26 protein-coding genes are annotated in these 25654 nt (G+C 74.6%); 15 read left to right on the forward strand and 11 right to left on the reverse strand.

Annotated elements, in window-relative coordinates:
- Positions 1 to 2: 2 nt before the first annotated feature.
- Positions 3 to 542 (forward strand): GNAT family N-acetyltransferase, encoded by a 540-nt coding sequence (locus OG500_RS33395; protein WP_327070572.1) that lies wholly within the window; start codon positions 3 to 5, stop codon positions 540 to 542.
- A 9-nt stretch (positions 543 to 551) separates the two neighbouring features.
- On the opposite strand, the gene OG500_RS33400 is transcribed toward OG500_RS33395, so the two are convergent.
- Positions 552 to 1445, reverse strand: coding sequence for an alkaline phosphatase family protein (locus OG500_RS33400; RefSeq protein ID WP_327070573.1), 894 nt, complete (start codon positions 1443 to 1445; stop codon positions 552 to 554).
- Positions 1446 to 1639: 194 nt separating this feature from the next.
- On the opposite strand from OG500_RS33400, the gene OG500_RS33405 reads away from it, so the two are divergent.
- Entirely contained in the window at positions 1640 to 1801 is a 162-nt protein-coding gene (locus tag OG500_RS33405; protein ID WP_329585655.1) for a hypothetical protein, read from the forward strand.
- A gap of 21 nt (positions 1802 to 1822) precedes the next feature.
- Here the strand turns inward: OG500_RS33405 and OG500_RS33410 are convergent, their stop codons facing one another.
- Positions 1823 to 2218 carry an RDD family protein gene (locus OG500_RS33410; RefSeq protein ID WP_327070575.1) on the reverse strand — a complete coding sequence of 132 codons (396 nt, stop codon included), beginning with the start codon at positions 2216 to 2218 and terminating at the stop codon, positions 1823 to 1825.
- A 119-nt stretch (positions 2219 to 2337) separates the two neighbouring features.
- Positions 2338 to 5835, reverse strand: coding sequence for an AfsR/SARP family transcriptional regulator (locus tag OG500_RS33415; RefSeq protein ID WP_327070576.1), 3498 nt, complete (start codon positions 5833 to 5835; stop codon positions 2338 to 2340).
- A gap of 460 nt (positions 5836 to 6295) precedes the next feature.
- On the opposite strand from OG500_RS33415, the gene OG500_RS33420 reads away from it, so the two are divergent.
- On the forward strand, positions 6296 to 6475 hold the full coding sequence (locus tag OG500_RS33420; RefSeq protein ID WP_327070577.1) for a hypothetical protein: 180 nt from the start codon (positions 6296 to 6298) through the stop codon (positions 6473 to 6475).
- Positions 6476 to 6491: 16 nt separating this feature from the next.
- On the opposite strand, the gene asnB is transcribed toward OG500_RS33420, so the two are convergent.
- Entirely contained in the window at positions 6492 to 8348 is a 1857-nt protein-coding gene (asnB, locus tag OG500_RS33425; protein WP_329585659.1) for an asparagine synthase (glutamine-hydrolyzing), read from the reverse strand.
- Between the two features lie 352 nt (positions 8349 to 8700).
- On the opposite strand from asnB, the gene OG500_RS33430 reads away from it, so the two are divergent.
- Positions 8701 to 9243 (forward strand): DUF4383 domain-containing protein, encoded by a 543-nt coding sequence (locus OG500_RS33430; protein ID WP_327070578.1) that lies wholly within the window; start codon positions 8701 to 8703, stop codon positions 9241 to 9243.
- Positions 9244 to 9315: 72 nt separating this feature from the next.
- On the opposite strand, the gene OG500_RS33435 is transcribed toward OG500_RS33430, so the two are convergent.
- The gene (locus tag OG500_RS33435; RefSeq protein ID WP_327070579.1) at positions 9316 to 9534 is read right to left on the reverse strand and encodes a dodecin; all 219 of its coding nucleotides are present in this window, start codon (positions 9532 to 9534) and stop codon (positions 9316 to 9318) included.
- Between the two features lie 184 nt (positions 9535 to 9718).
- Between OG500_RS33435 and OG500_RS33440 the strand changes: the two genes are divergently transcribed.
- The 4 genes from OG500_RS33440 (at position 9719) to OG500_RS33455 (ending at position 14664) form a co-directional block, all read left to right on the forward strand.
- Positions 9719 to 10474, forward strand: a complete 756-nt coding sequence (locus OG500_RS33440; RefSeq protein WP_329585662.1) for a response regulator transcription factor — start codon at positions 9719 to 9721, stop codon at positions 10472 to 10474.
- The gene (locus OG500_RS33445) at positions 10471 to 11643 is read left to right on the forward strand and encodes a sensor histidine kinase (RefSeq protein WP_327070581.1); all 1173 of its coding nucleotides are present in this window, start codon (positions 10471 to 10473) and stop codon (positions 11641 to 11643) included. The genes OG500_RS33440 and OG500_RS33445 overlap by 4 nt, the downstream gene beginning before the upstream one ends.
- Positions 11644 to 11787: 144 nt before the next feature.
- Positions 11788 to 13695 (forward strand): cholesterol oxidase substrate-binding domain-containing protein, encoded by a 1908-nt coding sequence (locus OG500_RS33450; RefSeq protein ID WP_329585666.1) that lies wholly within the window; start codon positions 11788 to 11790, stop codon positions 13693 to 13695.
- Between the two features lie 78 nt (positions 13696 to 13773).
- Entirely contained in the window at positions 13774 to 14664 is an 891-nt protein-coding gene (locus OG500_RS33455; protein WP_329585669.1) for a hypothetical protein, read from the forward strand.
- Between the two features lie 79 nt (positions 14665 to 14743).
- On the opposite strand, the gene OG500_RS33460 is transcribed toward OG500_RS33455, so the two are convergent.
- Together OG500_RS33460 and OG500_RS33465 are read right to left on the reverse strand one after the other, a co-directional pair.
- Positions 14744 to 15424 (reverse strand): hypothetical protein, encoded by a 681-nt coding sequence (locus OG500_RS33460; RefSeq protein ID WP_329585674.1) that lies wholly within the window; start codon positions 15422 to 15424, stop codon positions 14744 to 14746.
- A 57-nt stretch (positions 15425 to 15481) separates the two neighbouring features.
- Complete coding sequence (locus OG500_RS33465; protein ID WP_329585678.1) at positions 15482 to 16201, reverse strand: hypothetical protein; 720 nt, start codon at positions 16199 to 16201, stop codon at positions 15482 to 15484.
- A 520-nt stretch (positions 16202 to 16721) separates the two neighbouring features.
- Between OG500_RS33465 and OG500_RS33470 the strand changes: the two genes are divergently transcribed.
- The 4 genes from OG500_RS33470 (at position 16722) to OG500_RS33485 (ending at position 20726) form a co-directional block, all read left to right on the forward strand.
- Complete coding sequence (locus OG500_RS33470; protein ID WP_329585681.1) at positions 16722 to 17696, forward strand: AraC family transcriptional regulator; 975 nt, start codon at positions 16722 to 16724, stop codon at positions 17694 to 17696.
- Positions 17697 to 17730: 34 nt separating this feature from the next.
- Positions 17731 to 18249 carry a VOC family protein gene (locus OG500_RS33475; RefSeq protein WP_329585686.1) on the forward strand — a complete coding sequence of 173 codons (519 nt, stop codon included), beginning with the start codon at positions 17731 to 17733 and terminating at the stop codon, positions 18247 to 18249.
- A 74-nt stretch (positions 18250 to 18323) separates the two neighbouring features.
- Positions 18324 to 19769, forward strand: a complete 1446-nt coding sequence (locus OG500_RS33480) for a class II fumarate hydratase (protein ID WP_327070588.1) — start codon at positions 18324 to 18326, stop codon at positions 19767 to 19769.
- 150 nt (positions 19770 to 19919) lie between these two features.
- Positions 19920 to 20726 carry a VOC family protein gene (locus tag OG500_RS33485; protein WP_327070589.1) on the forward strand — a complete coding sequence of 269 codons (807 nt, stop codon included), beginning with the start codon at positions 19920 to 19922 and terminating at the stop codon, positions 20724 to 20726.
- A gap of 76 nt (positions 20727 to 20802) precedes the next feature.
- Here the strand turns inward: OG500_RS33485 and OG500_RS33490 are convergent, their stop codons facing one another.
- Positions 20803 to 21009, reverse strand: coding sequence for a hypothetical protein (locus tag OG500_RS33490; protein WP_329585690.1), 207 nt, complete (start codon positions 21007 to 21009; stop codon positions 20803 to 20805).
- A gap of 136 nt (positions 21010 to 21145) precedes the next feature.
- On the opposite strand from OG500_RS33490, the gene OG500_RS33495 reads away from it, so the two are divergent.
- Positions 21146 to 21289, forward strand: a complete 144-nt coding sequence (locus OG500_RS33495; protein ID WP_327070591.1) for a hypothetical protein — start codon at positions 21146 to 21148, stop codon at positions 21287 to 21289.
- 34 nt (positions 21290 to 21323) lie between these two features.
- On the opposite strand, the gene OG500_RS33500 is transcribed toward OG500_RS33495, so the two are convergent.
- The gene (locus tag OG500_RS33500) at positions 21324 to 22721 is read right to left on the reverse strand and encodes an NADP-dependent succinic semialdehyde dehydrogenase (RefSeq protein ID WP_327070592.1); all 1398 of its coding nucleotides are present in this window, start codon (positions 22719 to 22721) and stop codon (positions 21324 to 21326) included.
- Between the two features lie 166 nt (positions 22722 to 22887).
- Here OG500_RS33500 and OG500_RS33505 point away from each other — a divergent pair, with 166 nt between their 5' ends.
- Entirely contained in the window at positions 22888 to 23697 is an 810-nt protein-coding gene (locus OG500_RS33505) for a DNA-formamidopyrimidine glycosylase family protein (RefSeq protein WP_329587882.1), read from the forward strand.
- 108 nt (positions 23698 to 23805) lie between these two features.
- Here the strand turns inward: OG500_RS33505 and OG500_RS33510 are convergent, their stop codons facing one another.
- Positions 23806 to 24303 (reverse strand): VOC family protein, encoded by a 498-nt coding sequence (locus OG500_RS33510; protein WP_327070593.1) that lies wholly within the window; start codon positions 24301 to 24303, stop codon positions 23806 to 23808.
- Between the two features lie 56 nt (positions 24304 to 24359).
- Entirely contained in the window at positions 24360 to 25031 is a 672-nt protein-coding gene (locus OG500_RS33515) for a GTP cyclohydrolase II (RefSeq protein ID WP_329585696.1), read from the reverse strand.
- 118 nt (positions 25032 to 25149) lie between these two features.
- On the opposite strand from OG500_RS33515, the gene OG500_RS33520 reads away from it, so the two are divergent.
- Positions 25150 to 25605, forward strand: a complete 456-nt coding sequence (locus tag OG500_RS33520; protein WP_327070595.1) for a MarR family winged helix-turn-helix transcriptional regulator — start codon at positions 25150 to 25152, stop codon at positions 25603 to 25605.
- The last annotated feature ends 49 nt before the right edge of the window (positions 25606 to 25654 follow it).

Below are 25654 nucleotides of genomic sequence, written 5' to 3' on the forward strand. Positions count from 1 at the left end.
ATGTGTCCACTGCTGCCGAGCTGGTCTTCCGCACCGCGACCGAGCGGGACATCTCCGCGCTGGTCGAGCTGGTGGAGTCCGCCTACCGGGGCGAGGCCAGCCGGTCCGGCTGGACCACCGAGGCGGACCTGCTGGACGGGCGGCGCACCGACGAGGCGGCGGTCGCCGAGACGCTGGCCCGCCCCGGCACCCGGGTGCTGCTGGCCGAGCGCTCCGGCGACGGCGAGCTGCTCGCCTGCTGCACGGTCGAGCGCCGGCCGGGCGGCGCCTACTTCGGCATGTTCTCGGTCCGCCCGGCCCGGCAGGGCGGCGGCGTGGGCCGGGCGGTGCTGGCCGAGGCCGAGCGGTTCGCGCGCGAGGAGTGGGGTGCGGGCGAGCTGGAGATGACGGTGATCGTGCAGCGCGCCGACCTGATCGCCTGGTACGAGCGGCGGGGCTACACCCGCACCGGCGAACTCTCGCCGTTCCCCTACGGCGAGGAGCGCTTCGGGGTGCCCAAGCGCCCCGACCTCGCCTTCGAGCGGCTGGTCAAGGCGCTCTGAGCCACGCCCTCAGGAGGAGGCGGCGGCCGGCTGCGGAACGCCGACCGGGGTGAACGGCCGGCCGTCCAGCGTCCAGTGCGGGTCGGGGACGATCGAGAGCGCCGCGTAGACGTGCGCGGCCACGTCCACGTGGCGCACCGGCAGCACCTCACCGCCGGGCGCCAGGCCCGGACCGCAGGCGGCCACCCAGGCGGTGCGCTCCAGCGTGCTGCGCCCGCCGTGGCCGCCCTGCTCGACGTGGCCGTGGTCGGTGACCACGATCACGGTCCACTCCTCCTCGGCGTGGCCGGGCCGGGCCCGCAGCGCGGCCAGCAGCCGGCCGAGCCGGGCGTCGGCGGTCTCGATCGAGCGCCGGTACTCCTCGCCGCAGCCCAGGAAGTGCGCGGTCTCGTCCACCGCGCCCAGGTAGACGAAGCTCGCCTGCGGGTCGTCGTCGCCGGTCAGCACGGTGACGGCCTCGGCGGTGGCCCGCTCGTCGCAGACCTCCCAGTCCTCGGGGGTGTCGGCCAGCGGAGCGATGTAGGCGAGCCGGCCCGGGGCGGCGAACAGCGGACCGCCCTGCCGGGCCAGGAAGAGCGGCTCCCAGCCGCCCACCGCGAAGGTCCGGCGCCGGTGCACGGCGGCCAGCCGGGTGGTGAAGTCCGGGAAGACGTCCAGCCGGTTGCCGCCGAGGTGGTTGCCGAACACACCGTGCTTGGCCACCGTGACGCCGGTGGCGATGGTCGCCCAGCACGGCCCGGACATCGTGGGCGTGGCCTCGTCGACCTCGACGGGGGCCAGGAACCCGGCCGCCGCGACCGCGTCCAGGTGCGGGGTGTGCAGCTCCGGCAGCAGGTCGAGGCGGACGCCGTCGATGCCGACGACCAGGACGCGGCGCGGGCCGGCGGGCCAGAGGCTGGACACGTGGGGGACTCCGTTCGATCAGCGTGCGATTAGCCCGCACCTTATGCGCCCCCGCACCGCCCCCGGCACCCGCGGCCTGCCATGGTCCAGGCGGCCCAAGCACGGCGCCATCGGATGTTCGCCGAGAGTTCGCCGCCGGGTCACGGTCGGCCCGTGCCGGGCCCGCGCCGGGCCCGGCTGTCGCGGCTGCCGTGATGGTGGACGACCTGGCGGCGGTGCGGGCCACCCTGGCGAGCCACGGCGCCGTCGAGCTGACCAGCGTCACCGGCCGCTACCTCTTCGTCCGCCACGCGGACGGCAGCGAGGTGGAGTACGTCGAGTGGACGCCCGGGATCAGCGTCAGGGTGCTGGGCTGATCCCGGTGCCGCCGGCCGGGCCTACTCCTCGGCGGCGAGGACCCCGGTGGCGGCGAGCTTGTCGGCGAAGGTCTGGCGCCGGCGGTCCCAGAGCGGCCAGAACCAGCCCAGGTAGCAGGGGATCGAGTCCAGCAGGTGCGCCAGGTCGCGCAGGAAGGCGCGCAGCACGCCGACCGGCTCGGTGCCGTCCAGCCGGATCAGCCGCAGGTCCATCAGGCGCTTGCCCCAGCTCTGGCCGGTGCGCCCGGCCAGGTACCAGCGGTCGTAGGCGAACAGCAGCAGCGAGAGCACACCGAGCCCGATCTGGAGGCCGGCATGGCCGGGGTCGAACACCCCGGCGATGATGTTCGGCGCCCCGCAGGCCAGGACGTCGATCAGGAAGGCCACCACTCGCATCGACCAGTGGGCGTAGCTCACCGCGTTCTCCTCGCCGCCGACCGGACCTCCAGCCTGCCAGCCACCGCAGGGCCCGCAAGCGCTGCTGCGCCAGCGGGCTGAGGGGGCGTCGCGGCTCGCAGGCCGCTCTCGTTAGCCGGTCAGCTGGCCGCCGCGCTGGCCGGGCGGCTGTCGGCCAGGGCCGCCTCGATCCCGGCCGCCTCCGGCACGCCCAGGCGGCGGGCCAGCGTCAGCGCCTGGCAGAGCCGGGCCAGCCCCTCGGTGGTCCGCCCGGCCCGCAGGTCGCCGCTGCCCAGGCCGGTCAGCGCGCGGGTCTCCTCCAGCGGGGAGCCGGCGCTGCGTGCCAGCGGCAGCGCGGTGGCGAACTCGCCCTGCGCCTGGTCGTCCTCGCCGGTCCAGGTCAGCAGGCGGCCGAGCAGGTTGTGCACCTCCGCCTGGCCGGCCTGGTCGCCGCGCTCCTGGCACAGCGCCAGCGCCCGGCGCAGGTGCTGGGCCGCGGCCACCGGGTCGCCGGTGGAGAGCAGCGCGTCGCCCAGGTAGGCGAGCACCCGGGACTCGCCCAGCAGGTCGCCCTGGTCCTGGTAGAGCCCGAGCGCCCGGCGCAGGTTCACCGCGGCCGCCTCGTGCCGGCCGGTGGCCTGCTGCAGGACGCCGAGGTAGGCGATGGTGTTCATCCGCCCGCGTGCCTCGTCCAGCTCGTGGTACATCAGGCTGGCCCGCTGGAGGTCCTGCTCGGCCGCCTGGTACTGGCCGGTCACCAGCCGCACCGCGCCCAGCGCCATCAGCGCGTTGGCGTGCCCGATCCGGTTGCCCAGGCCCTGGTAGAGGGTCAGCGCCTGCCGGTGGGTCCGCTCGGCCTCCTGGTAGCGGCCGGTCAGCTGCTGCAGCGAGCCCAGGCTGGCCAGCGCGTAGGCCTCACCGGGCCGGTCGTCGCGGGCCCGGCACAGCTCCAGCGCCTCGCGCAGGCTGTCCTCGGCGGCGGCCAGGTCGCCGGTCAGCTGCTGGATCAGGCTCAGCTCGCTGAGCGCGGCGGTCTGCCCGGTGCGGTTGCCCAGCTCGCGGAAGAGCGCCAGTGCCCGGCTCGCCTGCTCGGTGGCCTCGGCGTACCCGCCGGTGATCCGGCCCAGGATGCCCAGCTGGCTGAGCGCCTCCGCCTCACCGGGCCGGTCGCCCACCCCCTGGGCCAGCGCCAGCGCCTGGGCGAAGTACTCCCGGGCGCGGAGGTTGTCGCCGAAGGTGCGCTCCATCGCGCCCAGCTGGATCAGGGCGGCGGCCTGCCCGCTCGGCGCACCGAGCGCCCGGTACAGCTCCAGCGCCTGGCGCAGGTGCTCGGCGCCCGCCTCGTGCTCGCCGGTCAGCCGCTGGAAGGTGCCCAGGTGGGTCAGGGCCGCGGCCTCGCCGAGCCGGTCGCCGGTGCGCCGCGCGGCCTCCAGCGCGATCCGGTGCAGCACCCGGGCCTGGCTCCACTGGCCCTGCGAGCGCAGGAAGTCGTGCAGCGCGGCCGGCAGCTGCACTGCGTGCTGCGGGTGGCCGTGGGCCGCCGCGTACTCGACCGCGGCCCCCAGGTTGCCGCGCTCGTTGCGCAGCCAGGCGCGGGCCTCCTCCTCGGTGGCCGGCTCGACGCCGCCGGGGCCGGCCAGGTGGCGGACCGCCGGGTGCCGCGCGGCCGCGGTGGCGATCGCCAGGTAGGAGTCCAGCAGCCGGGCCACCGCGGCGTGCCGCACCGCCGCGTCGTCCTCGGCGCTCAGCGCCCTGGCGTGCTCGCGGATCAGGTCGTGCATCCGGTACCGGCCGCGCACCGGCTCGTCCACCAGGTGGTGGTCCTCCAGCTCCTCCAGCAGGCGGCGGGTGGTGGGCGGGTCGCTGTCGTCGAGCGCGGCGGCGGCCCGGGCGTCGAAGTCGTCGCCCGGGTAGAGGCCGAGCCGGCGGAAGAGCCGGCGCTGGCGGTGCGTCAGGTCGCGGTAGGAGAGGTCGAAGGCGGCGGCCACCGAGACGTCCTCGGCGCTCAGCGCGCCCAGTCGCCCGGCCGCCGCGGCCAGGTCCGGCACCAGGTCGTCCACCGACCAGGCGGGGCGGTGGCGCAGCCGGGCGGCGGTCAGGTGGATGGCCAGCGGCAGGTAGCCGCAGAGCCGGACCAGCTCGATCACCGCCGGCTGGTCCGGGGCCAGGTCGGCCCGCCCCGCGGTGGCGGTGAAGAGCGCGGCGGCCTCCCGCGGTGAGAGCACGTTCAGGGTCACCGGCACCGCGTCGCCGAGCGCGGGCAGCCGGCGCCGGCTGGTGACCAGCACCAGGCTGCCCGGGGTGCCGGGCATCAGCGGGCGGATCTGCTCGCTGCTGCGGGCGTCGTCCAGCAGCAGCAGCATCCGCCGCCCGGCCAGCCGGCTGCGCCACAGGTTGGCCCGGGCGTCCAGGGCCGGCGGGATCTGCTGGGGCGAGACGCCGATGGTGAGCAGCAGCGCGGCTAGCGCGTCGGCGGGCTCCACGGCGGGGGTGCCGGGGGTGTGGGCGTGCAGCGGCAGGAAGATCTGCCCGTCGGGGAAGTCGGCGGCCAGCCGGTGCGCGGCGTGGATCGCCAGCGCGCTCTTGCCCACCCCCGGCATCCCGTCCACCGCGTGGATGCCGACCACCTGGCCGTCCGCGTTGCCCGCCCGGCAGGCGTCGAGCAGCCGCTCCAGCTCCTCGGCGCGCCCGGTGAAGCCGGCCACGTCGCGCGGCAGGCCCGCGCCGGCGGCCACCGTCGGCGGTGCGTCGGGAGTGTCCGCCGCGGCGGCCTCGCCGCCCGGCGCCGTGCCGCCCGGGGCCGGCGGCCGGTGCACGCGGTGCTGTGCGCCGGTCTCGGCCCGCAGCACCTCCTGGTGCGCGGCCCGCACACTGGGCCCCGGCTCGATGCCCAGCTCCTCGATCAGGGTGCGGCGCAGCCGCCGGTACACCGCCAGGGCCTCGGCGCGCTGGTCGGTGCGGTGCAGCGCCAGCATCAGCTGACGGTGGAAGGACTCGCGCAGCGGGTGGCCGGCGGTCAGCCGGTTCAGCTCCGGGATCAGCCCGTGCGGGTGGCCGAGCTCCAACTCGGCGTCCATGAACCACTCCAGCCCCTGGAGCCGCAGCTCCTGGAGCCGCTGGGTATAGGGGAGGACCTCCTCGGCCAGATTCGGCAGGTCGGTCAGCGGAGCGCCGCGCCACAGCGCGAGCGCGGCACCGGCGCGGTAGCTGACGCTCTGCCAGTCACCGCCTTGGTGGGCGGCCCTGGCCGCCTCCAGGTGGGCGGTGAACAGCTCGCTGTCCAGCTCCTCGCAGTCGACCTGGAGCAGGTAGCCGGGGGCAACGGTGCGCAGCCTGCCCTGGCCGCCGGTGCCGAGCAGCCGGCGCAGCTGGACCACGTGGTTGTTGAGCGAGGTGGGCGCGGTGGCCGGCGGGTGTTCGCCCCACAGCGCGGCCGTCAGCCGGTCGCGGGAGACGGCCTGGTTCGGCTCCAGCAGCAGCATCGCCAGCAGTGCCCGGGCCTTGGGGGAGCTGAGCGGCAGCGCGCTGCCCGCCGCGTCCTGGATCATCAGCGGCCCCAGCAGGCCGAACCGCAGGCGGGATCCCGGCTGTGCCGGAACGGGCGCACGGCCGTCGAGGGTCCCTTGTTGATGGTCCATTATCCGGATATTACCCGGCCGTGAGCGGCCTCCGGCAGGCTCAGGACAACCGAGCCCGGCCGGGCTGGTGCCTGACAGGGGAGGGCACCAGCCCAGCCGGTCTGCGCGGGCGTACGCCCGCCGTACCAGGGAAGGAACCGCCGATGGCCACCCAGCCGTCCTCCGCCACGCCGTCCACCGATCGCTCCACCGCCGCGGGGCTCGCCTTGCACGGTCGTGACACCACCTGGATCCGGTAGCCGCTCGGGAGCAGCGCCGGGTGACCGGCGCCGCTCCCGGTCACCCGGCGCCTCGGCCGACCTCGCCGGAGGCGGGCCGAGGAAGGTGCGGGACCGGCTCGGGGGGCCGGTCCCGCAACACGCCGACCCGTGCGGCGGGTGCCGAGTGGGAGGCCGCCGGTCGGGTAAGTGTTGGAGACAGCAGGGGCCGCCGGCGCCCCGCAGCAGCAAGGGGTGAGGTCATGACCGACAACGCCGCCGAATTCGCCGTCGAGTCGCTGGACCCGGAGGACCCGGAGTCCGAGACCGACGAGGAGCTGCCCTCGCCCGCCGAGCTGCCGCTGAACGCCGCCGCCGACGAGGGCGACGCCGTCGAGCAGCGCCGCCCCGTCCCGGTCGACGAGGACGAGTACCCCCGCTGAGCGGGGGCGCACCGGCTCACAGCCGCAGCGAGACCGGGTAGGCGCGCAGCCACCCGTCCAGCGTCAGCAGTACCTCGGTGGCCGGCCGGGCCGCCTGCGGATCGCGCTCCGGGGAGAGCGCCGCCGCCACCGCCGCCGGATCGGCCAGCGCCTGTCCCGGCGCCTTGGGGTCACCGGCCAGCTCGGTCAGCGCCGCCCGCAGCGCCAGCGGGTAGTTCGGGTCCTGGGTGCTCGGGTAGGGGCTCTTCACCCGGTCCACGATCTCCTTCGGCAGCACGTCCCGGGCGGCCGCCCGCAGCAGGCTCTTCTCCCGGCCGTCGAAGGTCTTCATCGCCCACGGGGTGTTGAAGACGTAGCTCACCAGGCGGTGGTCGCAGAACGGCACCCGCACCTCCAGGCCGCTGGCCATGCTCATCCGGTCCTTGCGGTCCAGCAGGATCCGCACGAACCGGGTCAGGTGCAGGTGGCAGACCTCGCGCATCCGTCGCTCGTGCGGATCGGCCGCGGGCAGGTGCGGCACCTCGGCGAGCGCGGTCGCGTAGCTGTCGGCCACGTAGGCCGCCAGGTCCAGCCGGGCGATCAGGTCCGGGTCGAGCAGGCTCTCGCGCGCGGCGGTGCCGCGCCCGCCGAGCCGGCGGGCCACCCCGGCCGCGTGCCAGGGGAAGGTGTCGCCGTACACCGCCTCCCGCTCGTGGAACCACGGGTAGCCGCCGAACACCTCGTCCGCAGACTCACCGGACAGCGCCACCGTGGAGTGCCGGCGGATCGCCCGGAAGAGCAGGTAGAGCGAGGTGTCCATGTCGCCGAAGCCGGTCGGCAGGTCGCTCGCGCGCAGCACCGCGGCCCGGTGCGCGGGGTCGATCAGCGCGGCGGCGTCCAGCACGATGTCACTGTGGTCGGCCTGCACGTGCCGGGCCAGCAGGTGCGCGAAGGGGGTGTCGGGGGTGGCCCGCAGGTCGTCCGGCAGGAAGTTCTCCGCCTGCCCCGTGAAGTCCACCGAGAACGAGCGCACCGGCCCCGCACCGGTGTCCGCCAGGCCGCGCGCGGCCAGCGCCGTGATGGTGCTGGAGTCCAGGCCGCCGGAGAGCAGCGAGCAGAGCGGCACGTCCGAGATCAGCTGGCGGCGCACGATGTCGTCCAGCAGGTCGCGCACGGTGGCGATGGTGGTGGGCAGGTCGTCGGTGTGCTCCCGGGCCTCCAGCGCCCAGTACTGACGGTCGCTCAGGCCCTCGCGGCGGATCCGCAGGACGTGGCCGGGGCGCACCTCGGCCATGCCCCGGTAGATCGCCTGCCCCGGCGTCTTGACCATGGCGAGCACCTCGCGCAGCCCGTCCAGGCCGACCACCGGTTCCACCCACGGGTGGGCCAGGATCGCCTTCGGCTCGGAGCCGAACAGCACGCCGTCGTCGGTGCGGTAGTAGTAGAGCGGCTTGACGCCCATCCGGTCGCGGACCAGCAGCAGCTCCTCGGTGCGGGCGTCCCAGAGCGCGAAGGCGAACATGCCGTTGAGCCGCTCGACGAAGCCGGGCCCCCAGCGCAGGTAGGCCTGCAGCACCACCTCGGTGTCGCTGCGGGTGCGGAACCGGTGGCCGTGCGACTCCAGCTCGGCGCGCAGTTCCACGTGGTTGTAGACCTCGCCGCTGTAGGTGAGGGAGGCCAGCAGCCGCCCCTCCCGCTCCACCGTCATCGGCTGCGCGCCGCCCTCGATGTCGATCACCGCGAGCCGGCGGTGGCCGAGCGCGGCGTGCGCGGTCAGCTGCACCCCGCCCGCGTCGGGGCCGCGGCAGGCCATCGTCCCGGTCATCGCCGCCAGCACCTCGCGCTGCTCCGTCAGGTCCTGGTCGAATGCCACCCAGCCGGCTATGCCGCACATATGCAGTGCCCTCCAGTCGTCGGACCCCGGCGGCCGGGCTGCGGCGGCCGGAGCGGGAGCCAGGCGGCGCTCTGCCGGGTACGAGGACGGGCAGGGTGGTGCGCCGCGTCGTTCCGTGTGCAGTTGGTGACGCTACGCCTACCTGGCGCCGATGGCGCTGCTGCGGAGCGGAATTGGCCGAAGCATGCCAGGAAGGGCCCGTGCTGCGTCGGGTGTCGGGGGTGCGGCCGGGCTCCGGAGTGCGGACGGGCGGGGGTGGCCCCGGTGGGCGTACCGTGGACCGGTAGTGCACAACGGACCGGTCGTGCACGACGGGCCCTCTCGTCCGCTCCGCTCCCACGTGGAGGTTGCCATGAGACTGAAGGACGAACTCCCCACCGACCACCGGCTCGCCCAGGTCTACCGCTACGGTGCGGGCCTCTGCGGTCTGCTCCTGTTGATCTGGGGCTGCTTCGGGTTGGCCGGTGACCCCGGTTACCTCTCCACCCACGGCACGAACGTCGCTGGCATGTCCAGCAACGGCGCGCTCGGTGTGCTCTCGATCGTGTTCGGCGCGATCCTGATGATCGGTGCCGTGGTCGGCGGCAACTTCGCCTCCTGGCTCAACATGATCGTCGGCGCGATCTTCGTCATCGCCGGCTTCGTCGGGCTGATGGCGCTCGACAGCAGCTGGAACCACCTGGCCTTCCGGATGGCCAACGTGCTGTTCAGCTTCGTCTTCGGCTTCGTGATCGCGACCTTCGGCATGTACGGCAGGGTCAGCGGCCACCTGCCGCACGACAACCCGTACTGGCAGCAGCGCCACAGCGGCGAGCGGGAACCCGAGGAGGACGTGGCCGGGCGCTGGCACGTGCCCGCCTTCAAGCAGGTGCTGCGGCCCACCGTGCACCACTGACCGGCGCAAGCCCCCGACGTGCAGGGTGCCGGCGAGCGGATCGCTCGCCGGCACCCTGCACGTCGTCCGGGGTCAGGCGGCGGGCTCCTCCAGCCGGAAGCCGATCTTGACGGTGACCTGGTAGTGCTGGATCCGGTCCTCCGCGACGTGACCGCGCACCTGCACCACCTCGAACCAGTCGATGTTGCGCAGGGTCTGTGACGCGCGGGTCAGCGCGTTGCGGATCGCGGCGTCGGTCCCCTCGTGCGAGGAGCCGACGATTTCGGTCACGCGGTAGATGTGCTCGGACATCACGGCCTCCAGGGGCGTGGTCGGGCTCGGCGGTGAGCTGGGGCAGGTTTCCTTCCACCGTGGCGCATCGGGCGGCGGCGCGCGCGGTGGGCCGCCCCAGGGGTGAGGCGGCGGATGTTACGGAAGTCGTACGGCGGTGGCGGGCGCGAGCCGCGGCGGCCGGGCGGTCCCTATCCTCGGTGGGGTGACAGTGACGCCCCCGCCCGCCGCATCGGCCCCCTCGCCCCGGATCCTGGTGGTCGACGACGACCCGACCGTCGCCGAGGTGGTCACCGGCTATCTGCGGCGGGCCGGCTGCACGGTCGTGCGGGCCGCCGACGGGCGCGCCGCGCTGGCCCAGGCCGCGCTGTTCCGTCCCGAGCTGGTGGTGCTCGACCTGATGCTGCCCGAGCTCGACGGCCTGGAGGTCTGCCGCCGGCTGCGCGCGGACGGCGCCGACCGGCCGGCGGTGGTGATGCTCACCGCACGGGGCGAGGAGTCCGAGCGGATCCTGGGCCTGGAGCTGGGGGCCGACGACTACGTCACCAAGCCGTTCAGTCCGCGCGAACTGGTGCTGCGGGTGCAGGCCGTGCTGCGCCGGCAGGCCGTCCCGCTCGGGGCGGCGAGCCGGGAGCCGCTGCGGGCCGGCGACCTGCGGCTCGACCAGCAGGCCCGCCGGGCCTTTCGCGGGGAGCGCGAACTGGCACTCACCCAGCGCGAGTTCGACCTGCTGACGTTCTTCGTCCGGCACCCGGGGACGGCGTTCGGGCGCGAGGAGCTGATGCACCGGGTCTGGGGGTGGGAGTTCGGCGACCTGTCCACCGTCACGGTGCACGTGCGCCGGCTGCGCGAGAAGGTCGAGGACGACCCGGCGGCACCGGCGCTGATCAGCACGGTGTGGGGCGTCGGCTACCGGTTCGACCCGGTGGCGGCCGGTGCGGCCGAGGGCGGTGCGGCGTGAAGGACCTGCTGCTGATCGCCCTGTTCGCCGCGCTCGGGGCGGGCGTGGCCGGACTGCTGGGCTGGCCGGCGGTGCGGCTGCTGCGCCGCCGCTCGGTGGCGCTCTCGCTCTTCGCCGTCGCCGTGGTCACCGTGCTGGCGATGACCGCCGGCACCCTGGCGGTGGCCCAGGCGATGTTCCTCTCGCACCACGACCTCGGTGTGGTCATCACCGTGACCTGCATGGCCGCGGTGGTCTCGCTGGTGACCGCCGCGCTGCTGGGACGCCAGGTGGTGGCCGGCAGCCGGGCCCTGGCGCTGGCCGCCCGCACGGTGGGCAGTGCCGCCGGATTCACCGCCCCCGCCGAGCCGCTCGGCTCCGAACTGGCCGATCTGAGTGCCGAGTTGGCCGCCACCAGCGCGCGTCTGGCCGAGTCCCGGCAGCGCGAGCAGGCACTGGAGGCCTCCCGGCGCGAGCTGATCGCCTGGATCTCGCACGACCTGCGCACCCCGCTGGCCGGCCTGCGGGCGATGGCCGAGGCACTGGAGGACGGCGTGGCCGAGGAGCCGACCCGCTACCACCGGCAGATCCGCACCGAGGTGGACCGGCTGACCGGCATGGTGGACGACCTCTTCGAGCTGTCCCGGATCCAGGCCGGTGCGCTGACCCTGTCGCTGGCCCGGGTCTCGGCCTACGACCTGGTCGGCGATGCGATAGCGGGCGCCTACCCGCTGGCCCACGAGCGCGGTGTGCAGCTGCGCGGGGAGCGGATCGAGCCGGCCCCGGTGCAGGTGGACGGACGGGAGATCACCCGGGTGCTCGGCAACCTGCTGGTCAACGCGATCCGCTCGACCCCGGCCGAGGGCGTGGTGGCGGTGGCCGCCCGGCAACGGGAGGGCGAGGTGGTGCTCTCGGTGACCGACGGGTGCGGCGGTATCCCGGAGGCGGACCTGGCCCGGGTCTTCGAGACCGGCTGGCGCGGCGGCAGCGCCCGTACCCCGCGCCAGGTGCGCGGGGCGGCGGCCGAGGGCGGTGCGGTGCAGCACCATGGGGACACCGGCGCGGGGCTCGGGCTGGCGATCGTGCGCGGCATCGTGGAGGCGCACGCGGGGCGGGCCTCGGTGCGCAACGTCCAGGGCGGGTGCTGCTTCGAGATCGCGCTGCCCGCCGCGCCCGCACCGCTGTCCTGAGTGACAGGCAGGGCGGGTGCCCGGAAAGTTCCCGGAGGCGATGGGTTCACTCGAACTAGTGATTGGCCAGAGGCGTTCGGACGGGTGCGCTCCGTTTTCTCCTAGGGTCGGCCCTGCTCATCGAACCGACAGGGGAGGGCTCCCATGGCACCTGACGCACCTGACGCACCTGACGCACCCGGCGCATCCGACGCACCTGACGCAGCCGACGACCGTGCTCCCGGCCGCGGACCGGCCGGCCTGACCCGGCGCCGCCTGCTGGCCGGCTCCGCCGCGCTGGGCTCCGCGGCCTGGCTGCTGCGCGGCATCATCACCCCCGACGATGCCGAGGCCGCTCCCGCCGGGACACCCGCACTGCCGGTGCCGCCCGCGTTCCCCGCCGGCATCGAGCTCTACCGGCAGACCTACGAGAACTGGGCCGGCGAGATCCACGCCGACCAGCTGTGGACCTGCACCCCGCACACCCCCGAGGACGTGGTCACCCTGGCCAACTGGGCCCACGCCCAGGGCTGGCGGCTGCGCGCCCAGGGACACCGGCACACCTGGGCCCCGCTCACCGTGGCCAACGGCACCCCGGCCGCCACCGCGGTGCTGCTGGTGGACACCACCCGCCACCTGACCGCGATCAGCGCCGCCGGCACCGCGGCCGCGCCCGCGGTGCGGGCCCAGGCGGGCACGGACATGGAGACCCTGCTGGCCCACCTGGCCGGGCGCGGCCTCGGGGTCACCCACTGCCCGGCCCCGGGGGACATCACCCTGGGCGGGGTGCTCGCGATCGGCGGGCACGGCACCGCGGTCCCGACCGCGGGCGAGAGCAGCGGGCCCGGCCACGGGTTCGGTTCGATCAGCAACCTGGTCACCCAACTCACCGCCGTGGTCTGGGACCAGGGCGCCGGCCGGTACGTGCTGCGCACCTTCGACCGGGCCGAGGCCGACACCGCCGCCTTCCTGGTCAACCTCGGCCGGTCCTTCGTCACCGAGGCCGTGCTGCGGGCCGGCGCCGACCGGAACATGCGCTGCCTCAGCCGGATCGACGTCCCCGCGAGCGAGCTCTTCGCCGCGCCGGGCGGCGGCAACGGCCGCAGCCTGGCCGACTTCCTGGAGCAGAGCGGCCGGGTGGAGGCGATCTGGTTCGCCTTCACCGAGTTCCCCTGGCTCAAGTCCTGGAGCGTCGCCCCCGAGCGGCCCTTCTCGTCCCGCGCCGTCAGCCAGCCCTACAACTACCCGTTCTCCGACAACATCCCGACGCCGGTGGCCGACCTGGCCGGCAGACTGGTCAGCGGCTCCTGGGCGCTGGCGCCGACCTTCGGCCAGCTGCAGTACCTGATCGCCGCGATCGGCCTGACCGGCGACCTCACCGACGTCCTGCTCTCCGGCACCCTGCTGGAGGACCTGCTCAGCCTGGACGTGGTCACCCACCTGCTGGCCGGCGGCCTGCGCTCCGATCTGTGGGGCCCCTCCCGGACGCTGCTGCAGTACGTGCGCCCCACCACCCTGCGGATGGCCGCCAACGGCTACGCGGTGCTGGCCCGCCGGGCGGACGTGCAGTGGGTGGTCAACCAGGTCACCAGCGGCTACCAGCGCCTGCTGACCCAGTACCAGGCGCGCGGGCAGTTCCCGGTCAACGGCGCCGTGGAGATCCGGGTCACCGGCCTGGAGGACCCGGCGGCCAGCGGCGTCCCGGGGGCCCGGCCGCCGTTGCTCTCCGCGATCCGGGCCCGCCCGGACCACCCCGAGTGGGACGTCGCGGTCTGGTTCGACGTGCTGACCCTGCCCGGCACCCCGGGGATGTACCAGTTCGGACGCGACCTCGAACAGCTCCTGCTGGCCGCCTTCGACGGCACCCGGGCGGCGCTGCGCGTCGAGTGGTCCAAGGGCTGGGCCTACACCGCGGATGCCGCCTGGGCCGACCCGGACGTGCTGGACCGGGTGATCCCGGACAGCTACCGGGCGGGCGGCGGCCCGGGCTGGGACGAGGCGGTGGCGGTGCTCGACCGCTACGACCCCGACCGGGTCTTCGGCAACCCGTTCCTGGACCGGCTGCTGCGCTGAGGCTCCGGCGAGGTCCGCCGGACAGGCCCTGGGGTCCGCCGCGGCGCACCCGGCGGCGCACCCAGCAGAATGGCCGCCATGAGCGCAGACCAGCACCCCAGTGATCCGCCGCCGAACGACGGCGCCCCGCCCGGCGGCCCGCTCCCGTCCGTGCCGGAGCCGGGAGCCTCCGAGCCCGGTGCGGTGCCGCACGAGCCGACCGAGCTGCTGCACCACCGGCTCGACCGGATCGAGCGGCTCCTCACCGAGCCCGCCGGGCGCGGTGGGCCCGGCGGGGGCGGCGGCGCGGCGGAGCCGTCGGCCGCGGCCAAGCCGGTCTGGCGCACCGAGACCGAGGCGGAGCAGCGCTGGACGGTGACCGCGGTGATCCTCATCGCGGTCGCGCTGCAGCTGGCGATGCCCGACCGGCTCAGCATCCACCCGCGCTGGATGCTGCCGGCCCTGGAACTCGGCCTGCTGGTCGCGCTGGTGGTGCTCAATCCGCACCCGCGCCTGGGCACCAGCAGCCGGGCGCTGCGTGCGCTGAGCCTGGCGCTGGTCGCGGCGATCAGCCTGGCCAACGGGTGGGCGGCGGTGAAGCTGGTGCGCGACCTGGTGCACGGCAGCGGCGCCTCCAGCGCGCTGCCGCTGCTCGGGACCGGCGGTGCGGTCTGGGCGACCAACGTGATCGCCTTCGCGCTCTGGTACTGGGAGTGGGACCGCGGCGGACCGGCCGCCCGGGCCCGCGGCACCGCCGACTATCCGGACTTCCTCTTCCCGCAGATGCAGCAGCAGGGGCTGGCGCCCGAGGAGTGGGAGCCGGGCTTCCTGGACTACCTCTACGTGGCCTACACCAACGCCACCGCCTTCAGCCCGACCGACACCATGCCGCTCTCGCTCTGGGCCAAGCTGCTGATGATGCTGCAGTCGGCGGTCTCGCTGCTGACCGTGCTGCTGGTGGTCGCCCGCGCGGTCAACATCCTGCAGTGAGGAGGGTGTTGCCGCTGACGGCCCCCGGACGCCGAGAGCGTCCGGGGGCCGTCTGGTCAGCTCACCGTGCCGGGGGAGTTCACCACCAGCGCGACCAGGACCAGCCGTGGCCGTGGTGGGACGGCTGCTGGCCGGTGCCGCCGGTGCCGCCGGTGGTCGGGGCGGGGGCGGGGGTCGGCGTGGGGGCCGGAGCCGGAGCCGGAGTGGGCGCGGGGGCCGGGGCGGGCGTGGTGGTGGCGGTTCCGGTGATCTGGTTGTAGCGCAGCGGGGTGTAGTAGCTGGTCGGCCAGCCCGCCAGCGAGCTGGCGTTGAGGTCGCCCTGGTACTCGTTGGTGAGGACCCGCGAGTTCTGCTCCGAGTAGTAGTTGAAGGTCCCCGCGGACTGGTCGATCCAGTTGCCGAAGAGGATGACGTGCTCGTCGGTGTAGTCGAGCGCGTCGCCGGGCTGCAGGTCGGAGCTGCTGATCTGGGTGGACACGCTGGGCAGGGTCTGGGTGACCAGGCTGTCCGACAGGTGCCAGGCCATCGACACGTAGCCGGAGCAGTCCTCGCGGTAACTGCCGTTGCTGTCGGAGTAGTTGGCGCCCTGGTTGTAGGGCACTCCCTCACTCACCCAGCTCTGGGCCCGCTGGATGACCTCGTCGCGCGAGATGCTGCCGTCGACCGACGAGGCGGCGTGCGCGGGGGTGACGAGCAGGAGCGAGGCGGCGCCGGCGCCGAGGAGCCCGGCGGACCAGCGAGTGAGGCGGTGCGAAGGCATGGCTGTCTCCAGGGAGAGGGGAGAGGGCTGGGGAGAGGGGGGAGAACGGGGTGTGGCTCAGCCGAGCTTGAGGGCGACCGAGGTGAGCAGGTCGCCGTCGGCCCGGGTGCTGTAGGGGGCGGCGTGGGTGCCGGCCCATTCGTCGAAGTGGACGACGGCCAGGGTGCTGCCCTGCTGGACGGCGTAGAGGTGGTCCGTCTGCGGACCGGCGGCGGAGATCCCCTCCACACCGGTCCACTGGCGCGACCAGGCGGTGCCCTGGCCGGTCGTGGCGGTCCGGGTCACCAGCGCGTCGCTGGAGCCGAGCTCCTTCGTCTGCAGGGCGCGTGACTGGGACTGGCAACTGCCCATCTGGGTCAGCAGGTTCTGGTAGGCGGAGCGGGCGGATGGGCCGTCCTGGAAGCTGAACAGGTCCTGCTCGGCCGGCGTCCGGTAGCTGCTGACGTACGCCTGCTGCTGCCAGGCGAGGGCGCCGCTGACCGAGGCGCACTCGTTGAGCCGGACGGCACTGGTCACCTGCTGGGTGCGCGGCGCGGCCAGCGGCTGCCAGTGCTCGGCGGCGTCGGCGGGGAGCTGGTCCGCGGAGAGCCGGGTGCCCACCGCGGGGACCACCGCCCCCGCTGCGGGCGGCGGTGCGACGGCGACGGAGTGCTGCGTGGAGCCGCCGCACGCGCCGACCGCGGCCAGCACGGCCAGTGCACCCACGGTGGCGAGGGCCGCCGTGCGGCGGCGCAGGACGGCTCTGGCAAGCCGCGAGGGACGTCTGTGGCCAGGCATCGGGGGCTCCCTAGCAAGGTCGGCAGGGCAGGGCAGGACGGGCAGGGCGGAGCACGGCAAGGCAGGGCAAAGCGGTGTGAAGCAGGGCGGAGCGGCGCCGGCCATGGCGCGGCGGAGCCGCGGGAACGGGTCGGCGAGGGCACTCAGCGCTTGGCTGGGACGGCGAGCGGTGAGCAGTGGACGGCACCGGCCGCACGGGCGGTCCTGGCCGTCACTCCCGGGGTCGGCCACTGGGGGGAGCGCCGCCGGGTGCCCGGATTCTTGCCCGATCGTTCGAGTACTGTCAATGTCGCGGCGCACCAGCCCGGGTGTGTTCAGGAACACGGCCGAGCCGGGCTCGAATGAGGGTAGTTTGGCTCTTCGCCGCCGCGGGAATCCCCGCTCGCGGTGCCGTCGCACGCCTGCCGTGACGATGGCCGGACGCCTGTCGTGACGCCTGTCGCGACGCCTCGTCGTGACGGCTGTCGTGACGACTGCCGTGCGGGCGCCCCGACGGGCCTGCGCGCGGGAGAATGGACGGGTGACCAGCGCCGCGATGCCCCTGCCGGAGCCGGCACCCGTCCCGGTGGACGAGGCGCTCCGGGCCCGCCCGGCGCCGGCGTTGCGCCCTTATGCGGCCTGGTACTCGGGCTACCGCCAGCGCGGCGTCGCGCCGATGGTGCACCGCGGACTGCCCTCGCCGTACCTGACGCTGATCCTCACCCTGGACGAGCCGCTCACGCTGGCCGCCCACCCGGACCCGCGCCAGCCGCCCGGCAGCTATCGCACGCTGCTCGGCGGGCTGCACACCGGCCCGGCGCTGATCACCCATGCCGGGCGGCAGTCCGGCGTGCAGATCGCCCTCAGTCCGCTGGGCGCGCGGGTCCTGCTCGGGCTGCCGGCGGGCGAGCTGGCGGAGCTGGACTTCACGGCGGAGGAGGTGCTGGGCGGCTGGGCGGTGGAGGGCCGGGAGCGCCTGCTGTCCGCGACCGACTGGCCGGGTCGGTTCGCCGCCGTCGACCAGTGGCTGGGCAGGCGCCTGGGGCAGCGGTCGGATCAGCGGGCGGTCGAGCCCGCGCCCGAGGTGGCGCAGGCCTGGCAGCTGCTGCTGGCGGGCGGCGGGCAGCCGTCGGCCGCCGCGTTGGCGGACCGGATCGGCTGGAGCGGGCGCCACCTGGCGGACCGGTTCCGTACCGAGATCGGCCTCACCCCCAAGGCGGCGGCCCGGGTGATCCGGTTCGACCGCGCCCGGCGCCTGCTCAGCGCCCGTGCGGGGCAGCCGCGTGCGGGTGACGGTCTGGGCCTGGCCGCCCTGGCGGCCCACTGCGGCTACTTCGACCAGGCGCACCTGGCCCGCGAGTTCCGCGCGCTGGCCGGCTGCGCGCCGAGCCGCTGGGTGGCCGAGGAGACGGGGACGGCGGCGAAGCGGGTGGCCGAGGAGCGGGTCGCGCTGGGTTCCGAAACGTCCAAGGCGGGGCCGGGGCGGCCGGTGCAGGCTGGAGCCACCCCGGGATGACCGGGGGCCCCGCCACCGAGGAGGTCCGGTCACCATGGCCGATCGCACCGACACGTCCGACACGTCCGACACCGCGCGCACTGCTGACACCGCGGGCGCTGCCGCCCCCGCGGCCACCCCGCCGGCGCCCGGCATCGCGCCGCCCGCGCCCGGCGCCCCCGCCCCGCAGGTCTGGCCCACCCTTCGGGCCGGTGACGCGCGGGGCCTGATCCGCTTCCTGACCGAGGCGTTCGGCTTCGAGGAGGTCGTCGTCTACGGCGAGGGCGAGGTGGTCGAGCACGCCGAGCTGGCCTGGCCGCTGGGCGGCGGTGTGATGCTCGGCTCGGTCCGCGAGGGCGCACCCTGCCAGGGGGCACCGGGTTCGTTCAGCGCCTACGTGGTGACCGACGACCCGGACGCGCTGCACGCACGGGCCGTCGCCGCCGGCGCGGACGTCGTCAGCCCGCTGCACGTCACCGACTACGGCTCGCGCGACTTCGCGGTCCAGGACCCGGAGGGCAACCGCTGGTCCTTCGGCACCTACCGGGGCGAGCCGCCTCACTCCCAGGGGTGAATCGGGGCCGACCGGAAATACCGCGCCGTCCGGGAGAGCTGTGCACCGTGGAACCCGATGGAGGTGGGAGTGCGATGAGCGCACAGCAGATCGGAAGCGATGCCACTGCGCCGGACGGCGGCCAGGGCGGCGAGGCCGCCGAGTACCGGATCGAGCACGACTCGATGGGGGAGGTCAAGGTCCCGGCCCGGGCCAAGTGGCAGGCGCAGACCCAGCGCGCGGTGGAGAACTTCCCGGTCTCCGGCCAGCGCCTGGGCCGCGCCCACATCGCCGCGCTGGCCCGGATCAAGGCTGCCGCCGCCAAGGTCAACGCCGAGCTGGGGATCGTGGCGGCGCCGGTGGCCGAGGCGATCGTGCAGGCCGCCGCCGAGGTGGCCGAGGGCCGGTGGGACGCGCAGTTCCCGATCGACGTCTTCCAGACCGGCTCGGGCACCTCCTCCAACATGAACACCAACGAGGTGCTGGCCACCCTGGCGGGTGAGCGCCTGGGCAGCCCGGTGCACCCGAACGACCAGGTGAACGCCAGCCAGTCGTCCAACGACGTGTTCCCGTCCTCGATCCACATCGCCGCCACCGCGGCCGTCAGCGACGAGCTGCTGCCGGCGCTGGGCCACCTGGCCGGTGCGCTGGAGGCCAAGGCGGCGGAGTTCGAGACGGTGGTCAAGGCCGGGCGCACCCACCTGATGGACGCCACCCCGGTGACCCTGGGTCAGGAGTTCGGCGGCTACGCGGCCCAGGTCCGCTACGGCCAGGAGCGGCTGCGCGCCACCCTGCCCCGGGTCGCCGAGCTGCCGCTGGGCGGCACCGCGGTGGGCACCGGCATCAACACCCCGCCCGGCTTCGCCGCCGCCGTGATCGCCGAGCTGGCGCGCACGACCGGTCTGCCGCTGACCGAGGCCCGCAACCACTTCGAGGCGCAGGGCGCCCGGGACGCCCTGGTCGAGCTCAGCGGGCAGCTGCGGACCATCGCGGTCGGGCTGACCAAGATCGTCAACGACCTGCGCTGGATGTCCTCGGGGCCGCGCACCGGGCTGGCCGAGATCAACCTGCCCGACCTCCAGCCGGGTTCCTCGATCATGCCGGGCAAGGTCAACCCGGTGATCCCCGAGGTGGTGGCGATGGTCGCCGCCCAGGTGGTCGGCAACGACGCCACGGTGGCGATGGCCGGCGCCAGCGGCGCCTTCGAGCTCAACGTGATGCTGCCGGTGATCGCCCGCAACCTGCTGGAGTCGATCGCGCTGCTGTCCAGTGCCGCCCGGCTGCTGGCCGACCGCACCGTGGCCGGCATCACCGCCAATGTCGAGCGGGCCCGCCGGTACGCCGAGTCCTCGCCCTCGGTGGTCACCCCGCTCAACCGCTACATCGGCTACGAGGAGGCCGCCAAGGTGGCCAAGCAGTCGCTCGCCGAGTCCAAGACGATCCGTCAGGTGGTGCTGGAGCGGGGCTACGTGGAGCGCGGCCTGCTCACCGAGGAGCAGCTCGACCAGGCCCTGGACGTGCTGCGGATGACGCGCCCGTAGGCCGGCCCGCAGGCCCCCGACGCCGGGGCGGCGGCCGTGTGGTGCGCTGCCGCGCCGGATCCAAGGTCCGTGCCTGGCGCGCGTGGTGCGGGTACGGTCGGACCCAGACCGGCCGGGCCGGCACGGTCGGGACAGCGAGGAGGCGCAGCGATGACCGAGCCAGCGGCGACCGAAACGGCGGCAAGGGGGGCGTCGGTGCGGTGTGCGCCCGCGCTGCCGAGCTGGGTGAGCCTGACGGCCACCGACCTGGACGCCGCGCAGGCCTTCTACGGTGAGCTGCTCGGCTGGTCGTTCCGCAGCAGGCCCGACCGCTGGGGCCCCTACGTGACCGCGATGGTGGACGGCGTCGCGGTGGCCGGTCTCGGCACCCTGGGCGCCCTCCAACTGCCGGTCGCCTGGACCACCTTCTTCGGGACCGAGGACGCCGACGTGGTCGCCGAGCGGATCAGGGCCCGCGGCGGCACGGTCGCCGTGGGCCCGCTGGGTTTCGACGCGGGGCGGATGGCGATCTCCTCCGACCCGGCGGGTGCCCCGTTCGGCGTCTGGGAGGGCGGCCCCGACACCGGCCGGGTGCTGAGCATGATCCCCGGTGCGCCGGTCTGGATCGAGCTGCGCACCACCGACGCCTTCGCCGCCGCGCTCTTCTACGGCGAGGTCTTCACCTGGGACGGCCGCGACCCCGAGCAGCTCGCGGTCCGCTGGGAGAACGACCGGGTGGTGCTGCGCACGGCCGGGCGCAGCGTGGCCGCGCTCGCGGTGGCCACCGACCCGGAGGCCAGGCCGAGTTGGAACGTGTACTTCGCGGTCGACGACGCGGACGAGCGGGTGCTGGTGGCCGAGCGGCTCGGCGCCGACGTGCTGGGCGAGGTGCTGGAGACCCCGTACGGCCGGGTGGGGCACCTGCGTGACCCGCAGGGCGGCCGGTTCTCGCTGATCGGCCCGTCACCGGCCCGCTAGGCCGTGTCTCACAATTCCCGCCAGGCGCGCATTGTGAGACACGGCCTAGTGCCGCCCGGGAGGCTCACCGCGGCGCTCACTGCCGTTCGATGACGGTGCCGCACCGCCAACAGGCGGTCGGCGGCGGCCGGTCCGCGAGCGCGCCGCAGTCGGTGCAGACCAGCGCCAGCAGACAGGCGCTCTCGCCACCGGCCGGCTCGTCCTGCGGCGGCTCGGTCGGCATCGGCTCGGGCTGCGGCGGCTCGGGCTGCGCGGGTTCTGAGGTTGCCGTCTGCTCCACCATTCCTCCATCGTCGGCGCGAGCTGCGGGCCTACGATCGCGTCCGTCCGAGTGAACCGCCCCGGCGTGTCGTTTGCTTGCGATCAGTTCGGGTACCGCTCGGCTCAATATCCCGAAGATCATCGAGCGGAGGAGCAGCATGGAACGCGAGCCCACCAGCCCGGCAGACCCGAGCGCCCGGGCGGAGCAGCTGGCACAGCGGGCGGTCGTCGAGGAAGTGGAGGCCACCGACCCGTACGACCGCGGCGACGTCGAGTGGTACGCGGTCCTCGGCGAGGACTGACCACCACCCGACGCCCTCGGTCGTACGAGGGACGCTACGCCTCGGCGGCGACCCACACCGTGGTCGTGTTGCAGAACTCCCGGATCCCGTGCCCGGACAGCTCGCGTCCGTAGCCGGAGCGCCGCACACCGCCGAACGGCAGCGCCGGGTGCGAGGCGGTCATGCCGTTGAAGAAGACCCCGCCGGCCTGGATGTCGCGCACGAAGCGCTCCTGCTCGGCGGGGTCGGTGGTCCAGACGTTGGAGCTGAGCCCGAAGGGCGTGTCGTTGGCCAGGCGCACGGCCTCCGCCAGGTCCTCGGCCCGGTAGAGCGTGGCGACCGGGCCGAACGCCTCCTCGTGGTGGATCCGCATCCGCTCGGTGATGCCGCTGAGCACGGTCGGCGGGTAGTACCACCCCTCGCCCAGCTCCGCCGGCACCTTCGCCTGGGCCTCCACCCGCGCCCCCTGCGCCAGCGCGTCCTCGACCAGCTCGGCCAGTTCGTCGCGGCCCTGCCGGGTGGCCAGCGGCCCGACCTCGGTCGCCTCCGCCATCGGGTCGCCGACCCGCAGCGCAGCCATCCGCGCGCTGAAGGCGGCCGTGAACTCCTCGTAGACGGCGGTGTGCACGATGAACCGCTTGGCCGCGATACAGGACTGCCCGTTGTTCTGCACCCGGGCGGTGACCGCCTTGGCCGCCGCTGCCGCGACGTCCGCCGAGGGCATGACCACGAAGGGGTCGCTGCCGCCCAGCTCCAGCACGGTCTTCTTCACCTCGTCGCCCGCCACCGAGGCCACCGAGCGCCCGGCGCCCTCGCTGCCGGTCAGGGTGGCCGCGGCCACCCGGGGGTCGCGCAGCACGCCTTCGACCGCGCGCGAGTCGATCAGCAGCGTCTGGAAGCAGCCCTCGGGGAAGCCGGCGCCGCGGAACAGGTCCTCCAGGTAGAGCGCGGTCTGCGGGACGTTGGAGGCGTGCTTGAGCAGCCCGACGTTGCCCGCCATCAGCGCGGGGGCGGCGAACCGGATCACCTGCCAGAGCGGGAAGTTCCAGGGCATCACGGCCAGCACCACCCCGAGCGGGCGGTAGCGCACCCAGGCCCGGGCGGCGCCGGAGTCCGTCACGTCCTCGGGCGCCGGGTGCTCGTCCGCCAGCAGGCCCGGCGCCCGGTCGGCGTACCAGCGCATCGCCTTCGCGCACTTGGCGGCCTCGGCGCGGGCGGCGGCCAGCGGCTTGCCCATCTCGGCGGTCATCAGCGCGGCGATGGTCTCCTGATCGGCGTCGAGCAGCTCGGCGGCCCGGTGCATCAGTCGCGCCCGGTGCGCGAAGTCGGTCAACCGGTACTCGGCGAAGGTCGCCTCGGCCCGTGCCAGGCGCTGCTCGACGGCGGCGGCCGGGTAGGGCTCGAAGGTCCGCAGGGTCTGTCCGGTCGCCGGGTTCACGGTCGCGATCGCCATCGCTGGTCTCCTTGGCTGGATCTCGGGCTGGATCTCCGGACGCGCCGGCGCGTGGGCACGGCGGCCCGTCGACGCGTGACGCGGGCACGCCTACCCACGTGCGGACGAGCCTAGTCACGGACCGTGCTGCGAGAGAGGGAGGCGCGGCATGGGGGATGCTGGAGGCATGCCCGAGGGTGACACCGTCTTCCGCACCGCCGCCCAGTTGCACCGGGCGCTGGCCGGGCAGCGCCTGACCACCGCCGAGCTGCGGGTCCCCGCGCACGCCACCGCCGCGTTGACGGGGCTCCAGGTCCTGGAGGTGGCACCGCGCGGCAAGCACCTGCTCGCCCGGCTGGAGGGCGGCCTGACCCTGCACACCCATCTGCGGATGGACGGCCGCTGGCAGCTCTACCGGGCGGGGGAGCGCTGGACGGGCGGGCCTGGGCACCAGATCCGGGCCGTCCTCGGGACCGCCGAGCAGACCGCCGTCGGCTACCGGCTGCCGGTGGTGCAACTGCTGCGGACGGCCGACGAGGCACAGGCGGTCGGCCACCTCGGCCCGGACCTGCTGGGCCCCGACTGGCCGGCGGGCGGGGCCGAGGAGGCGCTGCGCCGCCTGGCCGCCGCGCCCGGGCGGCCCACCGGCGAGGCGCTGCTCGACCAGCGCAACCTGGCCGGGATCGGCAATGTCTACGCCAACGAGCTGTGCTTCCTGGCCGGGGTCACGCCGTGGACCCCGTTCGGCGAGCTGCCCGCGCCCGAGCGGCTGGTCGCGTTGGCCCACCGGCTGCTCCGGGCCAACCGGCTGCGCCCGGGGCACCCGACGACCGGCGAGACGAGGCCCGACCGCAGCCACTGGGTCTACCGCCGCACGGGCCGGCCCTGCCGCCGCTGCGGCACCCCGGTGCGCGGCGCGACGCAGGGCACCGCGCCGAACGAGCGGGTGGCCTTCTGGTGCCCGGTCTGTCAGCGGGGGCCGGTGCCGCCGGGGTGAGCGGGCGGCCTCGGCCGGCGAGCCTGCCGCCGCGCCGCCGGGCTCCGGCCCGTCCGCTTCAGGACCGGCGCGTGCGGTGGCTCAGGTGACTCACGTGGCTCAGGCGACTCAGGTCGCGGAGCCGGCGGCGGCGCCGGTGGCCAGGTCGGCGCCCCAGCGGTCGATGGCGGCCTGCAGGTCCAGCGCCCGCATGCCGTGCTCGTCGCCGGTCGGCCAGTCCGCGCGCGGCACCCGCCACATCACCTCGAACTCGTTGCCGTCGGGGTCCTTGGCGTAGAAGGACTTGGAGACCAGGTGGTCGGTGGCGCCGACCAGGGCGCCGCGCTCGCGCAGCAGCTGCCCGGTCTCGGCCAGCTCGCCGAGTGTGCCGACCTCCCAGGCCAGGTGGTAGAGCCCGACCCGGCCCGGCTGCGGGCCCGGGGCCTCGGCGCCGATGGCGAACAGGCCGAGGTCGTGGTCGTTCAGGGTCTCCTTGGCACTGAGGAAGGCGGCGCGTCCAGGGATCTCGACGTCCACCTTGAAGCCGAGCACCTCGGTGTAGAAGGCGACGGAGCGGGCCACGTCGCGGATGTAGAGCACCGCGTGGTTGAGACGGCGGACGGGCATGGTGGGTTCCTGCCTTTCGACGGGTGGGGGCTGTCGGTCAGGGGCGGATGGGGGGCTCAACTGCCCTGCGGCTGGAGGCGGATGCCGTGGCCGAGGGTTATTGCCGTGCCCTGCGCCTTGGTGCGCAGGTAGTGCAGGTTGCTGGGGGAGGCGTGGACGCCGGTCGGCACCCGGCGGGTGACGGTCACCCCGAGCGCGCCGAGCTGGGCGGCCTTGGCGGGGTTGTTGCTCAACAGTTCGATCCTCGGTGCCCGCAGGGTGTGCAGCATCTGGGCGGCCGCGGTGTAGTCGCGGGCGTCCTCCGGCAGACCGAGGGCGGCGTTGGCGGCGTAGGTGTCGAGTCCGCCGTCCTGCTGCAGGGCGTAGGCGTCGAGCTTGTTGTACAGCCCGATGCCGCGGCCCTCCTGGCACAGGTAGAGCAGGTAGCCGCCCTGCTCGGCGATCCGCTCGACGGACTCGCGCAGCTGCGGGCCGCAGTCGCAGCGCGCGGAGCCGAAGACGTCACCGGTCAGGCACTCGGAGTGCAGCCGGACCAGCGGGGTGCCGGTCGCGTGCGGGGTGCCGAGACCGAGTGCGAGGTGTTCCTGGCCGTCGGCGAGCCCGTGGAAGGTCGTCATCTCGGCGTCGACCTGGAAGCCGTCGCCGAAGTGCAGCGGCACCCGCACCCTGGTGCGCACCCGGGCGGGCGGCAGCTGCGGCGGAACGGCGGACGGGACGGCGCTGGTCATGGGGTCTCCGGTCGGGTCCGGGGATGTTCCGGGATGGTCGGAAAAGTTGTTCAAATTTGAAGCTGAGGTCGACAGTACACCGATCTTCAAATTTGAACAACAGCGCTAGGCTCTTCCCATGGCAGAGACCCGGTGGCTGGACGAGCAGGAGATGGCGGCGTGGCGAGGATTCCTCGCGGCGAGCAATCTGGTGGCGCGCCGGCTGGAGCAGCAGTTGAAGGACGAGGCCGGGCTGTCGCACACCCAGTACGAGATCCTGGTCCACCTCTCCGCCATGCCCGAGGGGGCGCTGCGGATGACCGAGCTGGCCGAGCGCCTGATCACCTCCAAGAGCGGGCTGACCTACCAGGTCGCCCAGCTGGAGAAGGCGGGGCTGGTCCGGCGGCGCTCCTGTGCCAGCGACGTGCGCGGGGTGGTCGCGTTCCTGACCGAGGAGGGCCATGAGGCGCTGCGGGCGGCGGCGCCCGGGCACGTGGCCGCGGTGCGGGCGGCGCTGATCGACGTGCTGGACCGGGAGCAGCTGGTGGCGGTGGCCGAGGCGCTGGGCGAGGTCGCGCGGCGGCTGCGGGAGTGAGGGTGGCCTCCGGCCCGGGTGCGGATGAACGCCCGGTGGCGGGATCGGG

This window comes from Kitasatospora sp. NBC_01250 (assembly GCF_036226465.1).
In the GTDB taxonomy this organism is placed as follows: Bacteria; Actinomycetota; Actinomycetes; order Streptomycetales; family Streptomycetaceae; genus Kitasatospora.